The following is a 20,564-nucleotide window of genomic DNA, read 5'->3' on the forward strand; positions in this document are numbered from 1 at the left end:
GTTCATGATGCAATCAAAATGTTTCATAAATGTTAAATTGAAATGAATTTTAAATGTTTCAACTATGGGGGAAGAGAAGCTAGATATGAGTTTATGATTAACTGATTTGGAATGCCCTACTGTAAAAAACAAAAAAGCCAGTCGAAACTGGCTTTTTGATTGATAGCGCGGATTTAGATTTTTCCCTGCCTAAACAGGTTGATTAAGCCATTACTCGATGTGTCGAGTTCATCTGCATCTTTGCTTGCCACAAGACGGTCTAGAACATCGTTGCCTAACTGCTTACCGAGTTCTACACCCCATTGATCAAAAGAGTTAATCTGCCAGATAGCACCTTGAACAAAGGTTCTATGTTCATACAGGGCAATTAGTGCACCTAATGTTGATGGTGTTAGCTTATCCATTAACAGGGTGTTGCTTGGCTTATTACCTGGCATTGCCTTATGTTTAGCGATAAGTTGCTTCTGTTCATCGCTAAGAGCGCTTGTGCTTAACTCTGCTAATGCTTCTTCATAGGTGCGACCTTGCATCAATGCTTGAGTTTGACCAAAGCAATTTGAAGCAAGTTGCACATGATGCTCACCGATAGGGTTGTGGCTATTAAGTGGCATAATGAAGTCAGCAGGGATAAGTGCTGTACCTTGATGCAATAGCTGGTGGTAAGCGTGTTGGCCATTAGTGCCTTCACCGCCCCAAATGACGGGGCCCGTGCTGTAATCAACATCGGTACCATTTAGAGTGACAGACTTGCCGTTACTTTCCATATCAAGCTGTTGGAAGTAAGCCGGTAAGCCTCTTAGATAATGATCATAAGTTAACACTACATGAGACTGGGCATTAAAAAAGTTACCATACCAAAGTGAGAACAAGCCCATAATGACAGGCATGTTATCTTCTAATGGCGTATTGGCAAAATGTTCATCCATCTCGTGAGCACCAGCCAATAACTCGCGAAAATTATCCATGCCGATAAGTAAAGCAATTGGCAAACCAATAGCTGACCACAGTGAATAACGGCCACCAACCCAGTCCCACATTGGGAAGATGTTTTCAGCATCTATACCAAATTCGGTTGCTTTAGCAACATTTGAACTCACAGCGACAAAGTGTTTAGCCACATCAGACTGTGATGCACCTTGGCTTAAGAACCACTCTTTAGCGGTAAGGGTATTAGTTAGTGTTTCTTGAGTGCCAAAAGACTTAGAAGACATCACAAACAATGTCGTTTGCGGATCTAGGCCTTTTAGCTTTTCGGTGATTGAAGTTCCATCAACGTTAGCAACAAAGTGGCAATTTAGCTCACCTGTCCAATATGGACGCAAGGCTTGGGAAACGATTTTAGGCCCTAAGAAAGAGCCACCAATACCGATACTGACAACATCGGTAATCGTTTTTCCGCTGTAACCTTTCCAGTGACCGGAAGTTAATGACTCAACGAACTCACCCATCTTCGCCAATGTTTGCTGCACCTCGGCGACAATATTATTACCGTCGACATTTATCACTTTGTCAGCTGGTGCACGAAGAGCTGTGTGTAGTACCGCTCTTTGTTCAGTGTTGTTAATTACTTGACCCGCAAACATCGCCTTGATTTTGGATTCAAGCTGAGTGTCTTTTGCCAGCTTAAATAGTAGAGACATGGTCTCTTTTGAGGCGCGGTTTTTAGAGTAGTCTAGAAACAATCCACAGGCTTGAGTCGACATGTCATTAAAACGTTGAGGTTCGTTGCTAAATAGCTCGCGCATATGTGAAAGCGTTTTACTATGCTTTTCTAATGCTTGCCATGTGGCTTGTTGAGTGAGTTCAGTCATCTTCTTGTCCTATAGGGTTAAGACGAAAGCTTGTCTTTAAGCATGACTTCAAGCTTACCTTGGTCGATAGCGAAGTTGCGAATACCTTCAGCCAGTTTTTCAACTGCCATAGGATCTTCGTTAAACTCCCAACGGAATTGTGCCTCTGTCATTTCAGCTTCTGCTGCAACGACCTCTGTTGCAGGAAGTAGCTTTTGCACGATTGGCGTGGTGCTATTTTGTAGCTCTTCTAATAGCGCAGGACCAATGGTCAATCGGTCACAACCTGCAAGCTCGATGATTTCACCCGTGTTTCTGAAGCTTGCACCCATAACGACGGTGTTAAAGCCATGACGCTTATAGTAGTTGTAGATACTCGTGACTGATACAACACCGGGATCATCAGTTGCTGAATACTCAAGACCGGTATCTTTCTTATACCAATCTAGGATTCGGCCAACGAATGGAGAAATAAGGTAAGCACCGGCTTCTGCACATGCACGTGCTTGAGCAAAGCTAAATAGCAAGGTTAGGTTACAGTTAATGCCTTCTTGCTCAAGTTGCTTGGCGGCGCAAATACCTTCCCATGTTGATGCTAGCTTAATAAGGATACGAGACTTGTCGATACCCGCTGCTTGATAAAGGTCGATAAGCTTATGCGCTTTGGTGATTGAGGCTTCTTTATCAAATGATAGACGGGCATCAACTTCTGTTGAAATACGACCAGGAACAATTTTTAAGATCTCGAGACCGATATTAACCGCAAGTTTATCCCCAGCATCTTCTATCTGTTGCGCAATATCGTCACTCTGGCTTTTTGCCCAGTCGATTGCGTTTTCAATGAGTGTGCTGTACTCAGGAATTTCTGATGCTTTTAAAATTAGAGAAGGGTTAGTCGTTGCATCTTCTGGCTGATAACGTTTTATGGCTTCAATATCACCGGTATCGGCAACGATGGTTGTAAAAGGTTTAAGTTGTTCTAATGTATTGGCCATGGGTATTACATCCTTACGCTAGGAACTGCATCTATATTAGGCAATTAATCTTATTAATCTAGCAGCTATTAAAAGCCATTTTAATCAACATTCCAACTGTATATGAAAAAAAATTACAAAAAAGTTGCATAAAATCATTTTAAGCGTGTTTTTTTGGTAATCTAACTACGAGATTTGCTACGAATTGATGTTTGATAAGAGTTTAATCAAGAAGTATAGCGTTTTTATGAAGGCATAAAATTAAAAAAGCCCACGGCTGTGATAACCGTGAGCTTTTACTAACGAGCAGTGTTTTTATTTAAGCACAGGAGTCACTTCTGTATCTGTTACATGGGCTTCGATACGACGGTTAGCGGCGTTAGCTTCAGCAGAGCTGCCTTCCATTAGCGGCCTTGTTATACCGTAACCTATTGTTGATATTCTACCCGGTGCAATACCGTATTCATTAATAAGCACTTCGGCAACACCAATTGCACGTCGCTCTGAAAGATCCATATTGTAATCGGCCTTACCTACATTAGAGGCATAGCCTGAAATAGTCACCGTTGAATTGGGGTACTGTTTCATATAGGTAACGAGTTCAGTCATGGCACCATATGAAGACTTTTCTACTTCAGCTGAGTTATTAGCAAACTTAGCTCCAATATCAAGCTGAGTTTCTACTTCTAGATATATAGGGCAGCCATTTGCGTCAACCTTATAGGTAATCGGTGTGTTTGGACACTGATCCATATCGTCATTGACACCGTCATTATCAGAGTCTAGTACTGGAGTAACAGGCTTAGCTTTACTACCAAAGCGATAGCTCAGCTCGAGTCCCCAATAGTTACTCTCCATCTCGAGTGTTTTCCACTTGTCTTCGTCTAAATTTTCATAACGACGATACTTAGCTTGAATTTTTAGATTGTCAGTAATGTTGTAGCCGATACCCGCACCAACATACGGCGCGACACCACTATCACTGTAGTATTCACTACCGTAGTTTTTGTTGTTTGAAATAAGGTAGTTGAAAGCACCTGCTTCGGCAGATAAGCTCCAATCACCAGCAAATGGCCAAAATGCCACTAGGCCAAGGTTGATACCTTTAGCGCCAACGTCATTGAGTTTATTTGAGTAGTCGACCCATTCTGCACGGCCTAAGTCGCGATAACCTAGCTCTGCACCGAAGTAGTCATTAAATAGGTAACCTGCAAATACGTCCCATGCATAGGGATCATCTTTACCACAGCTTTTCATGGTTTTTTGATCGCAATTGGGTTCGTAATTATTGATGCCGACACCGCCACCTACATACCAGGGGCTCATGCCGTCAGCTGCGCTAGCAGCGAAAGGTAACATCGAAGTAAGCAGAACTGCTTTTAGTGTATTGTTCATCATTCAAAATCCTTATGTTTTATTTATAAAACTCCTCCGTCTACTTATTATCGTCCTAAGCAGCGCTAGCACTTATCACGGAGATCCTTTATGTTTTAGCTAGCTGACACTATTATCTGTTGCAAGTGTAGTGTTTTCCACTTTAATTGTGAAATATTATGTAGTTTCTGGTTGCAAAGAAAAGGGCGCCTTTGTCAAAGGCACCCTTTAATTTAAATCACTGTGTGAAACTTGGATGATTAACGCGTCCAAATCCAGTTTTCGATGCTTTCAGGATCAACACCGTTGGCCTTAATGTAATTTCTATGGTCGACTAAGCGTTGCAGCATATCGGTGGTGATAGCAACGTGCTGCGTCTCATCGATGACACCTTGCTGAAATAGCTTATAGGCCATGTCGATAACGAGGTGATAACGAGATGTTCCGTTACGTACACCCATATCAAATGGCGTTGTTGTCGAACCTTCTTCTTCATAGCCTTTAATTCTGAAGCGCTTACAACCTTTATAATCAAACACCAATTTCTTAATCGTGTTTGGATAACCGTGATAGTTGAAGACAACACCTTTATCAGCGGTAAACACTTCATCCATTAACCAAGGTTTGCTTTGGAAATCTAAACTGCCTAGGCCGCTGCTTGTCAGTTCTGTAACACTGACAAAGCGGATACGTACACGTGGTAGAAGCTCTCGGATAAGCACAAGTGCTGCCATCGCTTCTTGAGTCACATAGTCACCACACCCTACTAGAACCACATCAGGATTTTCATCTGATGCGAAATCCCAAACCATCACACCGTCTTTTGCTTGTTGACGGGCTTCATCTAGCGTTAGCCACTGTGGTAGATCTTTCTTACCCGCAACTAAAATATTTAATTTGTCGCGATCAGCATAAGCACGCTCAGTATAAACCAAGGTACTATTACCATCTGCAGGTAAGTAAGCAGAGATTATCTTTGGATGTTTCTCAAGCATCGCACCCAGGAAAGACGGGTTTTGATGCGAGTAACCGTTGTGATCTTGGCGCTCAAGTAGTGAAGATAAAACCACGTTACAAGCTGGAACAGGCTTACGGAAATGTACGCCTTGGCTTGCGTACACATATTTACAGTATTGGTCGGCCATTGAAGAGACAACTTGTGAGAATGCCTCATAAGTTGGGAACATTGCGTGACGACCCGTCACTGTATAGCCGTGTAGCATGCCGAACAGTAAGTTTTCAGAAAGTAGCTCGATGACTCGACCGTCGCGAGACATATCTTCATCCCAGCTTTCTATTGGCCACTGCCATGCGCGGCTCGTTTCTTCAAACACCGCTTGCAGTTGGTTTGAATAGGTCTCATCTGGACAGAAAATACGAAGGTTACGTTGATCGCGGTTTAGTTTAAACGCTTCACGCATCCATTCCCCCATCTTGTACATCGATAGGCCGCGATGTCCGCGGGGCGTTTCTGGACCATAGGCTAGCTTTTTAAGATCTGGATTAGCCAGTGCACGTACTACTTCACCGCCATAACTTAGGTGTTGGCGGCCACAAGTTAGTTCTTTAGGGGGGAGAAGAGTCTGAATGTCCTCATCAAAGATCAATTCGCCTTTATCATTGATGTTATACAGTTCGTCAAATTTGTAGCTGGCAAGCCAAGTATTTAGTGCGTCTAGCTGACCTTTGTCACTAGCACACTTGTTGACAATAACTTGGTGCGACTCGCAGTTACCGACGAGCTTCTTACCATTATACTCAGCAGTCCCTGTCCAGCCTTTGGCTGTGCGCATTAAGATCACAGGCCAACGTGGCTTAACGATATCTTCGCCTGCTCGAGCACGGGTCTGAATGTCGTTAATCATTGCATATGACGTGTCCATCGCGGCAGTCATTTGCAAATAAACGTCTTCTTCTAATTGATCATCAACAATAATGGGGTGATAGCCTAAACCTCTAAACTCAAGATCAAGTTCTTCATGGCTCATACGGCCCATACGGGTAGGACCCGAGATTTTATAACCATTGATATGAACGATAGGTAAAACAGCACCGTTGTTTTTTGGCGACACAAGACGATTCGCATACCAAGATGCCGCAAGTGGGCCAGTTTCAGACTCACCATCACCAATAAGACAAGCAGCAATCAGATCTGGATTATCTAATACAGCGCCCCAAGCAACTGAAAGTGAGTAACCGAGTTCACCCCCTTCAAGGATTTGCCCCGGTGCTTCTGGATTTGCATGAGAAGGGTAGCCATAGGCGGCTGAGAATTTTTGGCAAATATCAGTGATCCCGTTTTCATCATATGGAATAGTGTCGGGGTAGAAATGGCTCAATGAGCCTTCCATAAATAAGTTTGCTTGCACTGCAGGAAAACCATGACCTGGGCCAACTAAATAAACGAATGAGCGATTGTGTTTGGTGATGAGCCGGTTAACGTTGGCGTAGACAAAATTGATACCTGGGCAGGTTCCCCAGTGACCCAGCAGCCTGGGTTTGATATCTGAGTGTTCAAGTGCGCGTTTATGCAGCACGTTTTTCTTTAAATAAATTTGTGATGTCGCTAGAAAGTTAGTTGCTCGAACAAATTTCTTTAGTGCGACAATTTCTTGCTGATGTGCCATAAATAACCCCATTTACGTAATCATAAAGTTAAACAAATTTCATGTTATTTACTATATTTGTAATTTTATTACAAAAACGTGTGCTGTATCCGATTTATTGAAAGAATTTTGTACAATTAAATGTAGCTAATTGTCGCGTGATCACTATGTTAATTTAGTTGTATTTTATGGTGGTGGATTGGTGCGGCTGTGATGTGGATGTCAGCTAAATGAGAAACTGTGATCTATATCGCTCAGGGTTGAAGCAATGCTATGCTATTTTGCTGCGCGGAATACAGCAGGCGTGATGTAGTTTTTGCACGTTTAAGATAATTTGAAAATAAAATCTGCTGTTATTTAAATACTTTAAGAAGGATAAACACAGGGTAAACCTAATCTAGTGTTCGACTCGCTTGATTATGTTTGTCATGGGGATTGAAATTATATGATAGAAACGACGGTTAATTTTCTCAATGCGCTACTTTGGGGAAAACTCTTAGTATATGGTCTGGTTGGCGCCGGACTGTATTTTACAATTCGACTGGCATTTATACAGATCACACATTTTAAGCATTCTGGTGAGATTATGCTTAAAAGCCGACAAGGTGAAAGTAAAGGTGGCCTTTCATCATTCCAAGTATTTTGTACTAGCATGGCAGCCCGCGTAGGTGCGGGTAACATGGCGGGTGTTGCGGTTGCTATTGGTGCAGCAGGTCCAGGTGCCGTATTTTGGATGTGGTTGATTGCGGTGCTCGGTATGGCAACAGCAATGGTTGAATCAACGCTTGCTCAGGTCTATAAAGTACGCGATGAAGATGGTCAGTATCGTGGCGGCCCTGCTTACTATATGGAGAAAGGCTTAGGACAGCGTTGGATGGGGATCTTATTCTCTATCTTCTTGATTATTGCTTTTGGCTTGGTCTTTAACGCGGTTCAGGCCAACACGATTACCGGCGCTATGACACAGGTGTTCGGCTTAGATCCGACTTATGTCGGTATTGGCATTGTAATTGTCAGCGCGTTCGTGATTATGGGCGGTTTACGTAAAGTCGCTAAAGTGTCTGAGATTGTTGTCCCTGTGATGGCAATAGCTTACATTTTGATTGCATTTGTCGTCGTGGCAATGAATATTGAAAAGCTACCTGATGTATTCATGCTGGTGATTAAGAGTGCCTTTGGTCTACAAGAAGCTGTGGCAGGTGGTGTGGCTTACACTATTGCTCAGGCTATGCAAGCCGGTATTGCGCGTGGTTTGTTCTCTAACGAAGCGGGTATGGGTAGCGCTGCAAACGTTGCAGCAAGTGCTTCTCCAAATCCAAATCATCCAGCATCACAAGGTTTTGTACAGATGATGGGGGTATTTGTCGATACCATCGTTATTTGTACTGCGACTGCAGCGATTATTTTGCTAGCGGGTGATGTCGGCGCTAATGGTGACGGTATTAAAGTCACGATTGATGCGTTGACTCAGCATGTAGGCCCTTGGGGTGGCGGGTTTGTTGCGTTGGCTATTTTATTGTTTTGCTTTACATCTATTATTGCAAACTATTCATACGCAGAAACTAACGTGATGTTCTTATCGGGTAACAGTAAGAAAGCACTGCCAATATTTAGGCTCTGTGTTCTTGGCATGGTAATGTTTGGTGCGGTGGCTAAGGTTGGTTTAGTTTGGAATCTAGCCGATGTATCGATGGGCTTAATGGCGACGGTTAATATTGTTGCGTTGTTACTGTTGTCAGGCGTGGCTATTCGCGTCATTAATGATTACCGTCAACAGCTTAAAAGCGGTAAAACACCGACATTTGATGCAAGTCAATTCCCTGAGTTATCTAACTTAGAAGGGGAGATTTGGACCAGTAAAACCGTAGCGGAAGAGATTAAATCACAAGAAGTTGCAGATGCGACTCGTGCTTAATCTATAAGCTTCATCAGTACAATCTAAAAAACCACGCTGTTAAAGCGTGGTTTTTTTGTTTTTGATCAGTATGATTGTGTCAGTTTAAGAATATCTCTTTATAGGAATTAGCTATGCTGATTTTAATTTCTCCAGCTAAAACGCTAGATTTTGAAAACCCACCAGGCACTGAAAACTATTCGATGCCAACGCTGCTGGATCAAAGTGAGCAACTTATCCATGTTTGCCGTGGGCTGACTCCAACCGATATTGCCAGTTTGATGAAGGTAAGCGATAAAATTGCTGGGTTAAACGTAGCAAGGTTCAGTTCTTGGGATAAAAACTTTACCCCAATTAACGCTAAGCAAGCCGTGTTCGCCTTTCGTGGTGATGTTTATACTGGGTTAGAGGCCGATACATTATCGGAGGTTAGCTTACAAAATGCACAAGCGCAGTTAAGGATTTTGTCTGGTTTATATGGATTGCTTAAGCCGCTGGATTTGATGCAAGCCTACCGTTTAGAGATGGGCACCCGATTGGCGAATGACAGAGGCACGAATCTCTATCAGTTCTGGGGCGACATTATTACCGATGAAATCAATAAGGCTACCGCGGCGCAGGGCGATGAGTTTATTATTAACTTAGCATCGAACGAGTATTTTAAAGCGGTCAAGCCTAAGAAGCTGACAGCAAACCTCATTACACCGGTTTTCAAAGATCGCAAGAATGGCCAATATAAGGTGATTAGCTTCTTTGCCAAAAAGGCGAGAGGTATGATGGTACGTTATATTCTCGATAATAATGTTGATTCACTGCAGGCGTTAACTCAGTTCGATACTGCGGGCTATTACTACAGCGAAAAAGATTCGACAGTCAACGAGCCCGTTTTTCTGCGTGAAGAGCAATAACCCCTGTTGGGTGATGTAAGCCGCCGGAACTTGGTATGAAGCAAAAAAGAAGCAGCCGAATGGCTGTTTCTTTGTTTTTAAGTGCGAGTAAGTGAGTCGGGGATGAGTATTACTTTGCCGCTCGCGGACGAAGCTCAATACTCGATTGTGCCATTAGGTAAGCAAATTGAGCGTATGCGGCGACATTTTGCTGCGGTGCAGCAGGCTCAATCTTATCTAATGTGTCATTAGGAGTATGGTGATAATCAAAGTAATCGGCGCCGTCTTGTCTTAAAGAGGCTGCGGGGACGTCTGTTGATGGCAATATCGATACGTCAGGGCCGCCGGAGGCCGCGTTACTGCCCATAACGATGCCATTGTCGTCATTAGCTGACTTAGCTTAACAAGTTGCTCATATCCTTGCTCACTGGCTCTAAAGTCAACTTGATAGATACTCGCTGCGCCAAAGTCTGATCCTACGGCAATATAATGCTTATCAAGCTCTGTTTCATGGGCTCTTTCATACACTTTATCAAAGCCTAGGCTGTTGAGTTTTGATTCCGCCTACTGCACTGGCGTCAAATTTTTGTTACTAGCGAGTCTTGGATCCACCTTCTACTGTTAAAGATTCAACCTGCTCGTAAGCAAGATTGGATATAGATGTTTTTCATGAGTTTCCTTTGTTTTTATTACGTATGTCCCATTGTTTAAAAACAATCTAGTAAAAAGTGTGCTTTACCTCCCGACTATATCTGTAAGGCAACGCTATATTAGGGCGTCGGTTTGTTTTAGGAGAAATAGCTCGTAATGAATATAGAATTAATGCAGCAACGAGCAGACCATGCCGTTGTATTGTTGAAAGCATTGGCTAACGAACGTCGTCTGTTTATCTTGTGTTATCTTCTTAATGAAGGCGAGATGTGCGTTGGTGAAATGAACAAGAAATTGGGGCTAAGCCAATCAGCTTTATCTCAACATTTAGCTTGGTTACGTAAAGATAATTTAGTTGAAACACGCAAAGAAGCTCAAACGGTTTACTATTCGTTAAAGAGTGAAGAAGTCGTAGAGATCATTAAATTACTGAATAACATCTATTGTGAAAGCTTAAAAACTGTTGCTTAGTCTACTGAAAGACCGTTGTTAATCATCGAAAGGTTTATTTGCGACGGGTTTTTATTGACGCGATAGAAGTGACATAATGGATGACTAATGGAGAGGCTTGCCTCTCTATTTTTTTGCCTGCAGTTTGTCATTATACTGATTACATCTTAGTACAATAGGTATCATTAAAGCTCAATACAGAAATTACAGATATAAAAAAACCGGCCAAGGCCGGTTTTTTTCATTTGCTTTACAGCTAAAACTTAAGCAGCAAGTGCTTTGATTTTAGCGTTCAAGCGTGACTTATAACGAGCAGCCTTATTCTTGTGAATAAGACCTTTAGTCGCCATACGGTCAACAATTGGTTGTGCTACAGCGAAAGCAGCAGTAGCTGTCGCATAGTCACCTGCATTAATTGCAGCGATTATTTTTTTAACGTAAGTACGTAGCATTGAGCTACGGCTAGCGTTGTGCTGGCGACGCTTTTCAGATTGAAGCGCGCGCTTCTTTGCAGACTTGCTATTAGCCAAGGTGCAACTCCTAAAACTGGGTTTGGTATTTTTAAGGTCGAGGAATATGCCCTATTTATGTCACTTTGTCAATGACAATGATTAAATCAATTTGATTAACGCAAAATAATTCAACCAGCTTGGCTTTCTTCAACCTAACTCGTGTAATATGTGGCGCAATTCTAGCAGGTATTGTTATGAGACAATAGGGCTAATAACAATTTTTACGTGATATTGGCAAAAGTTATTTAGCTCTGTAACCGGAGCAGGGGGCGTTTTGAGCAGAAAGTTAATTAAGTCTGGCATAATAGTGAGTGCCATGACCTTGATTTCTCGCGTTTTAGGATTAGTTCGAGATGTGGTTATCGCGAATCTAATGGGCGCGGGAAGTAGCGCAGATGTTTTTTTCTTTGCTAATAAGATCCCCAACTTTTTAAGGCGTTTGTTTGCAGAGGGCGCTTTTGCACAAGCATTTGTGCCAGTACTGACTGAATATCAAGAGAAAAATAGCAGTGAAGAAGTTAAAGATCTAATTTCAAAAGTCGCGGGCACCTTAGGTGTACTTGTTAGTATTGTGACCTTAGTTGGTGTTATAGCTTCCCCCGTTTTAGCGGCTTTGTTTGGTGGAGGTTGGTTTTTAGCTTGGCTTAACGATGAGCCCAACGGAGCAAAGTTTGAACTTGCCTCGTTAATGCTAAAAATTACTTTTCCCTATTTATGGTTTATTACGTTTACCGCGTTAGCGGGATCTATACTCAACACTCGTGGGCGCTTTGCCGTGTCGGCATTTACGCCGGTATTTCTTAATATTGCCATTATCGCAGCGGCTATTTACCTTGCGCCCAATATGCAGCAACCTGAAATTGGTTTGGCGTGTGGTGTGTTTTTAGGTGGCTTAATTCAGTTCTTGTTTCAAATCCCTTTCCTGATGAAAGAGAAAGCGTTGGTGAAACCGAGTTGGGGCTGGAGTCATCCCGGGGTGACAAAAATACGTACCTTGATGATCCCGGCGCTTTTTGGTGTCTCGGTGTCCCAGATTAACTTATTGCTTGATACTTTTATCGCTAGTTTCTTGATGACGGGCTCCATTAGCTGGCTTTATTACTCCGACAGGCTATTGGAATTTCCTTTAGGATTATTTGGCATTGCGATTGCGACCGTTATTTTACCTGCGTTGTCGAAAAGACATATAAACGCAGAAACTGATGAATTTGCAAAAACCATGGACTGGGGAGTAAAAGCGATAATTTTGCTCGGATTACCGGCTATGTGCGGTCTTATAATGTTAGCTAAGCCCATGCTGATGGTGCTGTTTATGCGCGGAGCCTTTAGTTATGAAGACGTTGAAATGGCGTCATACAGCTTAATGGCATACGGTAGTGGTCTACTCAGCTTTATGTTGATTAAAATCTTGGCGCCAGGGTATTACTCGAGGCAAGATACCAAAACGCCTGTACGTTATGGCATTATCGCCATGGTGAGCAACATGGTGTTTAACCTTATTTTTGCGATTCCATTTGGTTATGTCGGTCTAGCGATCGCCACTTCGATGTCAGCGTTGCTTAACGCGGGACTACTGTATCGTGGATTGCATAAGGCTAATGTTTACCGAGTTAATAAGGCTACACTGTTGTTCTTAGCTAAATCAGTGGTAGCGGCTGGGGCAATGTTGCTTGTGTTATTTCAATTTGATCCAACAATAGCGCAATGGCTTGATCTATCCTTTATTGAACGCAGCTATACTTTAGTTAAGTTGATTGTATTTGCAGCAGTCGCTTACTTTATTTGCCTAGTTTGCCTTGGAATTCGCCCTTGGAAGATGAAAGCTGCTGTTTGAGTGCTGATTATAAAGCCTAGCTGGTATATAATCCGCCCATTTACTCTCATGTGTCGTGTAAGATAATGGAATTAATCCGCGGTATTCATAATATTTTGCCGGAACATCGAGGTTGCGTATTAAGCATCGGCAACTTCGATGGTGTTCACCGTGGTCATGCGGAAGTGATTAATCGGCTGGTAAAAAAAGCAGAGCATTTAGGTTTGCCTGCAGCGGTAATGACTTTTGAGCCGCAACCACAAGAGTTATTTCGAGGTGAAAACGCACCGGCACGTTTAAGTTTACTGCGAGACAAGATAGTCTTACTCGATGAGTTAAAAATAGATCGCTTATTGTGTGTAAACTTTAATAAAAAGTTTTCAAGTTATAGCGCTGAAGAGTTTATCGAACAACTACTCGTTAAGGCCTTAGGTGTTAAGTACTTAGTTGTTGGCGATGACTTTTGTTTTGGCAAGCAGCGCCAAGGTAATTTTGAGATGCTACGTAAGGCCGGAGAGAAGTTCGGTTTTGTCGTAGTGAGCACTCAGAGCTTTATATTAGGCGATAAGCGCGTTAGCTCTACAGAAATAAGACAGCTACTTGCAAAGGGTAATCTCGAGCAAGCTAGACGTTTGTTAGGGCACCCTTTTACATTAAGCGGCAGGGTCGCTCACGGTGAAAAAATTGGGCGAACCATAGGTTTTCCTACAGCTAATATTGCCTTGAAACGCAAAGTGACGCCCGTAAGAGGTGTGTTTGCCGTTAAAGTGTATTGGGATAATAGCGACATATATGAAGGCGTGGCCAATGTTGGTTTTAGACCAACGGTAAATGGTCAAGTCTGTCAGTTAGAAGTCCATCTGTTTGATTTTGACGGTGACCTTTATGGTAAAACGGTCGAAGTTGAATTAGTGGCAAAGATTAGAGACGAGCAGCCATTTGGATCGTTAGATGCGCTGAAAAAACAAATTAAAGATGATGCCAATAGAGCGAAAGCCCTACTTGGTAGCGATGCAGGCTGAACAGCTTAGCTAACAAAACGGTAAAGGATCAATGAGCGACTATAAATCTACTTTGAATTTGCCGGAAACAGAGTTTCCGATGCGTGGTAATTTGGCTAATCGTGAGCCAGAGATGTTGAAATCTTGGAACGAGAACGGACTGTACCAACAGATCCGCGAAAGCCGTAAAGATGCAAAACCGTTTATTTTGCATGATGGTCCTCCCTATGCGAACGGTGATATTCATATTGGCCACTCAGTAAACAAAATTCTTAAAGATATTATTATTAAGTCAAAGACCATGTCGGGTTTTGACGCGCCATACATTCCTGGTTGGGACTGTCACGGTCTACCAATTGAGCTGAAAGTCGAGCAAAAAGTGGGTAAGCCAGGCCATAAAGTTACAGCTGCGGAGTTCCGTCTGAAATGCCGTGAATACGCTGCTAAGCAAGTTGATGGCCAGCGTGAGGACTTTATCCGTTTAGGTGTATTTGCCGATTGGCAAAACCCGTACCTAACGATGGATTTCAGCACTGAAGCTAATATCGTACGTTCGCTTTCTAAGGTGATTGAGAACGGCCATCTGCATAAAGGTGTTAAGCCTGTTCACTGGTGTACAGATTGTGGTTCTGCGTTGGCTGAAGCTGAAGTTGAATATGAAGACAAGATGTCGCCAGCGATTGATGTTGCCTTCTCTGTTGTCGATAAGCCTGCCTTACTCGCCAAGTTTGGCCTAAGTGATTATGCTCACAACATCTCAATGGTTATTTGGACCACTACACCCTGGACTATACCTGCTAACCGCGCTTTAGCTGTAGCGGCTAATGTTGAGTACACCTTGGTTGAGATGGTTAAAGAGGGCAAAACTCAGGCTTTAGTCCTTGCAACTGATCTGTATGAATCATGTATTGAGCGCTTTGGCGCACAATCACACACTGTACTGGGTACGGTTGTGGGTAGCGATTTAGAGCTACTGCGTTTTAATCACCCATTCTATGATTTTGACGTACCCGTTATTTTAGGTGATCACGTCACCGTTGATTCAGGTACCGGTATCGTTCATACCGCACCGGGTCATGGTCAAGACGACTTTGTCGTTGGTCAAAAGTACGGTCTAGAAGTCGCTAACCCTGTGGGTGATAACGGCGTTTATAAGCCAGATACTGAAATCTTCGCTGGTTTACATGTATTTAAGGCAAACAAGAACGTTGTTGAATTGCTAGAAGAGAAGGGCGCGCTGCTTAGTCATGTACAAATCAAGCATAGCTACCCGCATTGTTGGAGACATAAAACGCCAATTATCTTCCGCGCTACGCCGCAGTGGTTTATCTCTATGGATCAAAAAGGTCTGCGTACGCAGGCAATAAGTGAAATCGAGAAAACTAAATGGATCCCAGATTGGGGTCAGAGCCGTATCGAGAAGATGGTAGAGAACCGTCCTGATTGGTGTATTTCACGTCAGCGTACATGGGGCGTGCCTATCACGCTATTTGTACACCGTGAAACTGAAGAACTTCACCCTGACAGCGTGTCTTTGATGGAGCGTGTAGCAGCTCGTATCGAGCAACAAGGTATTCAAGCTTGGTGGGATCTAGATGCATCTGAACTATTAGGTGACGAAGCAGACCAGTACCGCAAAGTGACCGACACATTAGATGTTTGGTATGACTCTGGTTCAACATTCTCGACCGTTGTTGCTGCACGTCCAGAGTTTCATGGTCATCCAATTGATTTGTACCTTGAAGGTAGCGATCAACACCGTGGTTGGTTTATGTCATCGCTAATGATTTCAACAGCGATGAATGGTAAAGCACCATATAAGCAAGTGCTGACTCATGGTTTCACCGTCGATGGCCAAGGCCGTAAGATGTCTAAGTCTGTTGGTAACGTGATTTCACCGCAGCATGTGACTAATAAGTTAGGCGCAGACATTCTACGTTTGTGGGTAGCAGCGACTGATTACAGCGGTGAAATGACGGTTTCTGATCAGATCCTAAACCGTAGCGCAGATGCATACCGTCGTATCCGTAACACGGCTCGATTCCTATTAGCTAACATCAATGGCTTTAACCCAGAAACTGATTTAGTTGCTGTTGAAGACATGGTTGCACTGGATCGCTGGGTAGTTCGCCGTGCAGCTGCATTGCAGCAAGAGTTGCTAGAAGCGTACGACCAGTACAACTTCCACTTAGTGACACAAAAGCTGATGCAGTTCTGTTCTGTTGAGCTAGGTAGTTTCTACTTAGATATCATTAAAGACAGACAGTACACCGCAAAGGGCGACAGTAATGCACGTCGTAGCTGTCAATCTGCGCTGTACTTAATTTCAGAAGCTATGGTGCGCTGGATTGCACCAATCCTAAGCTTTACAGCTGATGAAATTTGGAAGCTACTACCAGGTGAGCGTGGTGAATACGTATTTACTGAAACCTGGTATGAAGGCCTAAAGTCGGTGACTCTAGAGTCAGACTTAAGCGATGAGTACTGGGACCAGTTACTAGCCGTTCGCGCAGAAGTGAATAAGGTGATTGAAAATGCCCGTCGTGAAAAGCAGATCGGTGGCTCTTTAGAAGCCGAAGTGACTTTATTTGCCGATGAAGCATTATCAGCGGTACTTGAGAAGCTAGGTGATGAGCTGCGTTTTGTATTGCTAACGTCTAAGACTGATGTTGTTGCGCTAGCGGCTGCACCATCTGATGCGCTTGAAACTGAGCTTGCTTCACTTAAGTTAGCCTTGAAGAAGTCAGAAGCACAGAAGTGTGAACGTTGCTGGCACCATAGAGAGGATGTAGGCCAAGTTGCCGAGCATCCAACTCTATGTACTCGTTGTGTGACTAACATCGAAGGCGAAGGCGAAGTTCGCCAGTTCGCTTAAGCAGAAATTACAACGGCTCTCAAGAGCCGTTGTTTCTTTGTGGCCTACGTTTGTATTGTTAAGGGGTTTTATCTTAACGATATGACAAAACAATATTCAGATTGAAAAGGAACGATAGATGCCAACTAACTGGAAAGACAGTGGCCTGCGTTGGTATTGGATAGTTGTGTTGGTATTTGTTGCCGACCAACTATCTAAGCAATGGGTGTTGTCGAATTTTAATCTTGGTGAATCAATTCAGTTACTGCCGGTTTTTAACTTTACCTATGTGCGGAACTACGGCGCAGCATTTAGCTTTTTAAGTGATGCTGGAGGTTGGCAGCGTTGGTTATTTACCTTCGTCGCAGTCGGCTTTAGCGTATTGTTATCAGTTTGGCTGCGTCAGCAGCCAAGCAAGATGTGGCGCTTAAACCTTGCTTATACTTTAGTTATAGGTGGCGCGCTAGGTAATCTGATCGATCGTCTTCAGCATGGCTATGTTGTTGATTTTTTACATTTCTATTGGAATACCAGTCATTTTCCTGCATTTAATATCGCTGATTCGGCAATTTGTGTGGGTGCAGCACTTATTATCTTAGACTCGTTTATTACGGGAAAAGATGAAAAAAAAACTGATGGTATAAAGGAGTAGCTAAATGTCAGAGATGCATTCAATTTTATGCCACATGAATATCGTGCTTGAAGATGGCTCAACCGCTGAAAGCACGCGTTCAAGTGGTAAGCCTGCACGATTTAATGTGGGTGATGAAAGCCTGAGCCCTGCATTTGAAGCTGAGATTATCAACCTCAAAGAGGGAGGTAAGCACAAGTTTACATTGCAAGCCGCTGATACATTTGGCGAATCAAATCCAGATGCTGTACATCATATGGACAAGAGCCGTTTCCCTGCCGATATGACTCTTGAGCCGGGTGTGATAGTGAGTTTTGCAGGCCCTGGTGGTAGCGAAATTCCTGGCATGGTCAGAGATGTGGCCGGTGACTCGGTAACAATCGATTTGAACCATCCATTAGCGGGACAAGTGCTTACCTTTGAACTCGAAGTAGTACAGGTACTGTAATTATGAATATCCTTTTGGCAAACCCACGTGGTTTCTGTGCTGGTGTTGATCGTGCTATTAGCATTGTAGAGCGTGCGTTAGAGCTTTTCTCTCCACCAATCTACGTTCGCCACGAAGTGGTTCATAATCGCTATGTGGTGCAAAACTTAAAAGATCGTGGCGCAGTGTTTGTTGAAGAGCTCGATCAAGTGCCAGATAATAGCATCGTTATCTTTAGTGCTCACGGTGTGTCACAAGCGGTACGTAAAGAGGCTAAGATTCGCGGTCTTAAAGTGTTTGATGCCACGTGTCCGCTGGTCACTAAAGTCCATCTACAGGTTGCACGTGCTAGCCGAAAAGGCACTGAGTGCATCTTAATTGGCCATGCGGGCCATCCTGAAGTGGAAGGCACCATGGGGCAATACGATAATCCCGCTGGTGGGGTTCACTTGGTGGAGTCACCAGAAGATGTCGCCAACCTAGTGGTTAATGATCCTGAGAACTTGTGCTTTGTCACTCAAACGACGTTGTCGATGGATGACACTCGCGATGTTATCGCATCTTTACAGAAGAAATACCCTTCAATTGAAGGCCCACGTAAAGACGATATTTGCTACGCCACTCAGAATCGCCAAGATGCGGTACGTAATGTGGCAGAACAAGTTGAGCTATTTATTGTGGTCGGTTCGAAGAATAGTTCGAATTCAAACCGTCTGCGTGAATTAGCTCAGAAGAAAGGTACACAAGCTTTCTTAGTCGACAATGCTGATGATGTTGACGCAACTTGGTTCAATGGTGTTCAACGCGTAGCGGTAACCGCAGGAGCATCGGCCCCAGAAGTATTGGTTAAACAAGTTGTTGATGCTATCGCTAATATGGCGCCAAGTGTGGTGACTGAAGTCGAAGGACGTCTAGAAGACACCGTTTTTGCTGTACCTGCCGAGCTTCGTTAATACCTAACGACACTCAGATACAAATTGAAATAAAAAAGAGGCCTAGGCCTCTTTTTTTTGATCAAAATTCAGGTTAACTTTGCCTGTTAATCATGTTTATGACTTAGTCACTACAGTTCAACATTCGACTAATTTACTATTAACCTGTATGTTTTTGTATTACTATAAGTTGCCGTTTTTAAACGCTAAAGTAACATCTTTAACGTCAACAATATGACAAACGTAAAGGAATTGACGGAATGGGAACCAGGGAGAAAGGACTTTCATTGATCGAAGTGCTCGTTGCTTTGGTTATTTTAACCGTCGGCTTGATTGGTGTTTTCAATCTCCACGTGGTTTCTAAGCGTGGTAGTTTCGAGTCCTTCCAGCAAACCTTAGCCGCTTATTCAGCGAATGATATTGTCAATAGACTGCGTTTAAACCGCACTCAGATGGCCGCTTATAGCGGAGAGTATACCGGTACTTTGACCAAGCCTGGGAAGTCTTGTGATGTTGCTGTTGGCGCCGTCGTCACCTGCTCAAATGCTGAGACGTTAGCGTGGGATATCTATCAATGGAAGCTGTTGATGGATGGATTAGATGATGTAACTGCGTGCATAGATGCAAACGTGAACGGTAATGTATCGATAGCGATAACTTGGCGAGGGATCAGAGAAGTCAATGACGGCGCTGAGAATAGTACCTCGTTTGTCAAGGCGTGTGGCGTGGCAAGTGATCGCCGAAGAATATACCTACTCGAAACTGTGATTATATAAATATGAAAAAGTTAGTTAACGCTTATTCACAACAAGGCTTCTCATTAGTCGAGTTGATGGTCGCTATGCTAGTGAGTTTATTTCTAACCGCTGGTTTATTCTCAATGTTTGCCATGTCTTCTTCCAATGTCACAACCACTAGCCAATTTAATCAGTTACAAGAAAATGGGCGTATAGCTTTAGCATTAATTGAGCGTGATGTGAGTCAAGCTGGCTTTATGGCTGAGTTAACAGGTGTTGATCTGAATGTGGGGTCAAGCACCAGTATTATCGCTCCAGCTATCGCAGCTGCCAGTGATTGTATTGGCGGTGGTCCAAACAATGCCAGCTTTCCTGCGAGCGTTACATCTTCAAACTTTAGAAAAATTTGGGGCTACGAAAGTGGAGTGGGTGGAGAGGCCATAGCCTGCTTAGGCACTGTGGTAGCGAATACCGATGTACTTCAAATAAAACGCTTAATTGGGCCGAGTACCACATCCTTTAACGCCAACCGGTATTACATGGGGACTAATTCAAGTGAAGCGGTGATTTTTGCTGGTAGTCAAACTCCCCCGAGTCTAGATAACGGACGGTTTTGGGAATACCAGCACCATATATATTTCATCCAATTGAGTAATGGCGTGCCGGTTTTAATGCGGAGGGTTCTCGGTGTTGGTGGCATGACAGGTTCAAACTCATTAGAGCAACTGGTAGAAGGGGTTGAGGACTTCCGTGTTATGTATGGCTTCGACACGAATGGTGACAGAACAGCCGATAGTTTTATGCCAGCACAAAATGTCACTTCTCCTATTTGGGATGGTTCTCCTAATCAACGATTAGTCGCACTTAGGTTATACCTACTGGTTCGCACTGTAGAAGAAGATAATAGTTATACCGATGAGCAAACTTATGTACTCGGCGATAAGACTATTGCCGCGGCAAACGATGGTTTTAGGCGACGAGTGTTATCGACAACTATCGTACTTGAAAACCCGATATTAGTAGGAAGCTAA

General features: G+C 43.3%; 16 protein-coding genes and 1 pseudogene. 11 read left to right on the top strand and 6 right to left on the bottom strand.

All coding sequences use genetic code 11. The annotated features are described in order from the left end of the window. Positions 1 to 173: 173 nt before the first annotated feature. The 4 genes from pgi to ACVBIL_RS00320 all read right to left on the bottom strand — a co-directional run bounded on the left by pgi (position 174) and on the right by ACVBIL_RS00320 (position 6,765). Positions 174 to 1,811: a glucose-6-phosphate isomerase gene (gene pgi / locus ACVBIL_RS00305; protein WP_447165008.1), complete on the bottom strand. Its 1,638-nt coding sequence runs from the start codon at positions 1,809 to 1,811 to the stop codon at positions 174 to 176. Between the two features lie 17 nt (positions 1,812 to 1,828). Then, entirely contained in the window at positions 1,829 to 2,785 is a 957-nt protein-coding gene (gene tal / locus ACVBIL_RS00310; protein ID WP_447165009.1) for a transaldolase, read from the bottom strand. Between the two features lie 294 nt (positions 2,786 to 3,079). Beyond that, complete coding sequence (locus ACVBIL_RS00315; protein ID WP_447165010.1) at positions 3,080 to 4,162, bottom strand: OmpA family protein; 1,083 nt, start codon at positions 4,160 to 4,162, stop codon at positions 3,080 to 3,082. Between the two features lie 236 nt (positions 4,163 to 4,398). Beyond that, entirely contained in the window at positions 4,399 to 6,765 is a 2,367-nt protein-coding gene (locus ACVBIL_RS00320; protein ID WP_447165011.1) for a phosphoketolase family protein, read from the bottom strand. A gap of 424 nt (positions 6,766 to 7,189) precedes the next feature. Between ACVBIL_RS00320 and ACVBIL_RS00325 the strand changes: the two genes are divergently transcribed. Together ACVBIL_RS00325 and yaaA are read left to right on the top strand one after the other, a co-directional pair. Then, entirely contained in the window at positions 7,190 to 8,659 is a 1,470-nt protein-coding gene (locus ACVBIL_RS00325; protein ID WP_447165012.1) for an alanine/glycine:cation symporter family protein, read from the top strand. A gap of 113 nt (positions 8,660 to 8,772) precedes the next feature. Continuing rightward, the gene (gene yaaA / locus ACVBIL_RS00330) at positions 8,773 to 9,546 is read left to right on the top strand and encodes a peroxide stress protein YaaA (RefSeq protein ID WP_447165013.1); all 774 of its coding nucleotides are present in this window, start codon (positions 8,773 to 8,775) and stop codon (positions 9,544 to 9,546) included. A gap of 109 nt (positions 9,547 to 9,655) precedes the next feature. On the opposite strand, the pseudogene ACVBIL_RS00335 reads toward yaaA, so the two are convergent. Then, positions 9,656 to 10,056: pseudogene (locus tag ACVBIL_RS00335) on the bottom strand (peptidase M28 family protein); the annotation flags it as partial. 276 nt (positions 10,057 to 10,332) lie between these two features. Here ACVBIL_RS00335 and ACVBIL_RS00340 point away from each other — a divergent pair. Next, entirely contained in the window at positions 10,333 to 10,647 is a 315-nt protein-coding gene (locus tag ACVBIL_RS00340; protein ID WP_447165014.1) for an ArsR/SmtB family transcription factor, read from the top strand. Between the two features lie 242 nt (positions 10,648 to 10,889). Here the strand turns inward: ACVBIL_RS00340 and rpsT are convergent, their stop codons facing one another. After that, on the bottom strand, positions 10,890 to 11,156 hold the full coding sequence (gene rpsT / locus ACVBIL_RS00345; RefSeq protein ID WP_447165015.1) for a 30S ribosomal protein S20: 267 nt from the start codon (positions 11,154 to 11,156) through the stop codon (positions 10,890 to 10,892). Positions 11,157 to 11,412: 256 nt separating this feature from the next. On the opposite strand from rpsT, the gene murJ reads away from it, so the two are divergent. The 8 genes from murJ to ACVBIL_RS00385 all read left to right on the top strand — a co-directional run bounded on the left by murJ (position 11,413) and on the right by ACVBIL_RS00385 (position 20,564). Next, entirely contained in the window at positions 11,413 to 12,972 is a 1,560-nt protein-coding gene (gene murJ, locus ACVBIL_RS00350; protein WP_447165016.1) for a murein biosynthesis integral membrane protein MurJ, read from the top strand. A gap of 65 nt (positions 12,973 to 13,037) precedes the next feature. After that, positions 13,038 to 13,973 carry a bifunctional riboflavin kinase/FAD synthetase gene (gene ribF / locus ACVBIL_RS00355; RefSeq protein ID WP_447165017.1) on the top strand — a complete coding sequence of 312 codons (936 nt, stop codon included), beginning with the start codon at positions 13,038 to 13,040 and terminating at the stop codon, positions 13,971 to 13,973. Positions 13,974 to 14,004: 31 nt separating this feature from the next. After that, positions 14,005 to 16,827, top strand: a complete 2,823-nt coding sequence (ileS, locus tag ACVBIL_RS00360; protein WP_447165018.1) for an isoleucine--tRNA ligase — start codon at positions 14,005 to 14,007, stop codon at positions 16,825 to 16,827. Positions 16,828 to 16,945: 118 nt separating this feature from the next. Then, positions 16,946 to 17,458: a signal peptidase II gene (gene lspA, locus ACVBIL_RS00365; protein WP_447165019.1), complete on the top strand. Its 513-nt coding sequence runs from the start codon at positions 16,946 to 16,948 to the stop codon at positions 17,456 to 17,458. A 4-nt stretch (positions 17,459 to 17,462) separates the two neighbouring features. Next, a complete protein-coding gene (fkpB, locus tag ACVBIL_RS00370; protein ID WP_447165020.1) occupies positions 17,463 to 17,885 on the top strand; it encodes an FKBP-type peptidyl-prolyl cis-trans isomerase in 423 nt (140 codons plus the stop codon). A 2-nt stretch (positions 17,886 to 17,887) separates the two neighbouring features. Beyond that, complete coding sequence (ispH, locus tag ACVBIL_RS00375) at positions 17,888 to 18,817, top strand: 4-hydroxy-3-methylbut-2-enyl diphosphate reductase (RefSeq protein WP_447165021.1); 930 nt, start codon at positions 17,888 to 17,890, stop codon at positions 18,815 to 18,817. A 239-nt stretch (positions 18,818 to 19,056) separates the two neighbouring features. After that, a complete protein-coding gene (gene pilV, locus ACVBIL_RS00380) occupies positions 19,057 to 19,572 on the top strand; it encodes a type IV pilus modification protein PilV (protein ID WP_447165022.1) in 516 nt (171 codons plus the stop codon). Positions 19,573 to 19,574: 2 nt separating this feature from the next. Then, positions 19,575 to 20,564: a PilW family protein gene (locus ACVBIL_RS00385; RefSeq protein WP_447160462.1), complete on the top strand. Its 990-nt coding sequence runs from the start codon at positions 19,575 to 19,577 to the stop codon at positions 20,562 to 20,564.

The organism is Shewanella sp. 125m-7 (genome assembly GCF_052977045.1).

Coding starts and splice junctions, on each gene's coding strand:
- yaaA (WP_447165013.1), top strand. CDS start 8,773: ATGCTGATTTTAATTTCTCCAGCTAAAACGCTAGATTTTGAAAACCCA.
- ispH (WP_447165021.1), top strand. CDS start 17,888: ATGAATATCCTTTTGGCAAACCCACGTGGTTTCTGTGCTGGTGTTGAT.
- pilV (WP_447165022.1), top strand. CDS start 19,057: ATGGGAACCAGGGAGAAAGGACTTTCATTGATCGAAGTGCTCGTTGCT.
- ACVBIL_RS00340 (WP_447165014.1), top strand. CDS start 10,333: ATGAATATAGAATTAATGCAGCAACGAGCAGACCATGCCGTTGTATTG.
- tal (WP_447165009.1), bottom strand. CDS start 2,785: ATGGCCAATACATTAGAACAACTTAAACCTTTTACAACCATCGTTGCC.
- ACVBIL_RS00320 (WP_447165011.1), bottom strand. CDS start 6,765: ATGGCACATCAGCAAGAAATTGTCGCACTAAAGAAATTTGTTCGAGCA.
- pgi (WP_447165008.1), bottom strand. CDS start 1,811: ATGACTGAACTCACTCAACAAGCCACATGGCAAGCATTAGAAAAGCAT.
- ACVBIL_RS00325 (WP_447165012.1), top strand. CDS start 7,190: ATGATAGAAACGACGGTTAATTTTCTCAATGCGCTACTTTGGGGAAAA.
- ACVBIL_RS00315 (WP_447165010.1), bottom strand. CDS start 4,162: ATGATGAACAATACACTAAAAGCAGTTCTGCTTACTTCGATGTTACCT.
- fkpB (WP_447165020.1), top strand. CDS start 17,463: ATGTCAGAGATGCATTCAATTTTATGCCACATGAATATCGTGCTTGAA.
- lspA (WP_447165019.1), top strand. CDS start 16,946: ATGCCAACTAACTGGAAAGACAGTGGCCTGCGTTGGTATTGGATAGTT.
- ACVBIL_RS00385 (WP_447160462.1), top strand. CDS start 19,575: ATGAAAAAGTTAGTTAACGCTTATTCACAACAAGGCTTCTCATTAGTC.
- ileS (WP_447165018.1), top strand. CDS start 14,005: ATGAGCGACTATAAATCTACTTTGAATTTGCCGGAAACAGAGTTTCCG.
- ribF (WP_447165017.1), top strand. CDS start 13,038: ATGGAATTAATCCGCGGTATTCATAATATTTTGCCGGAACATCGAGGT.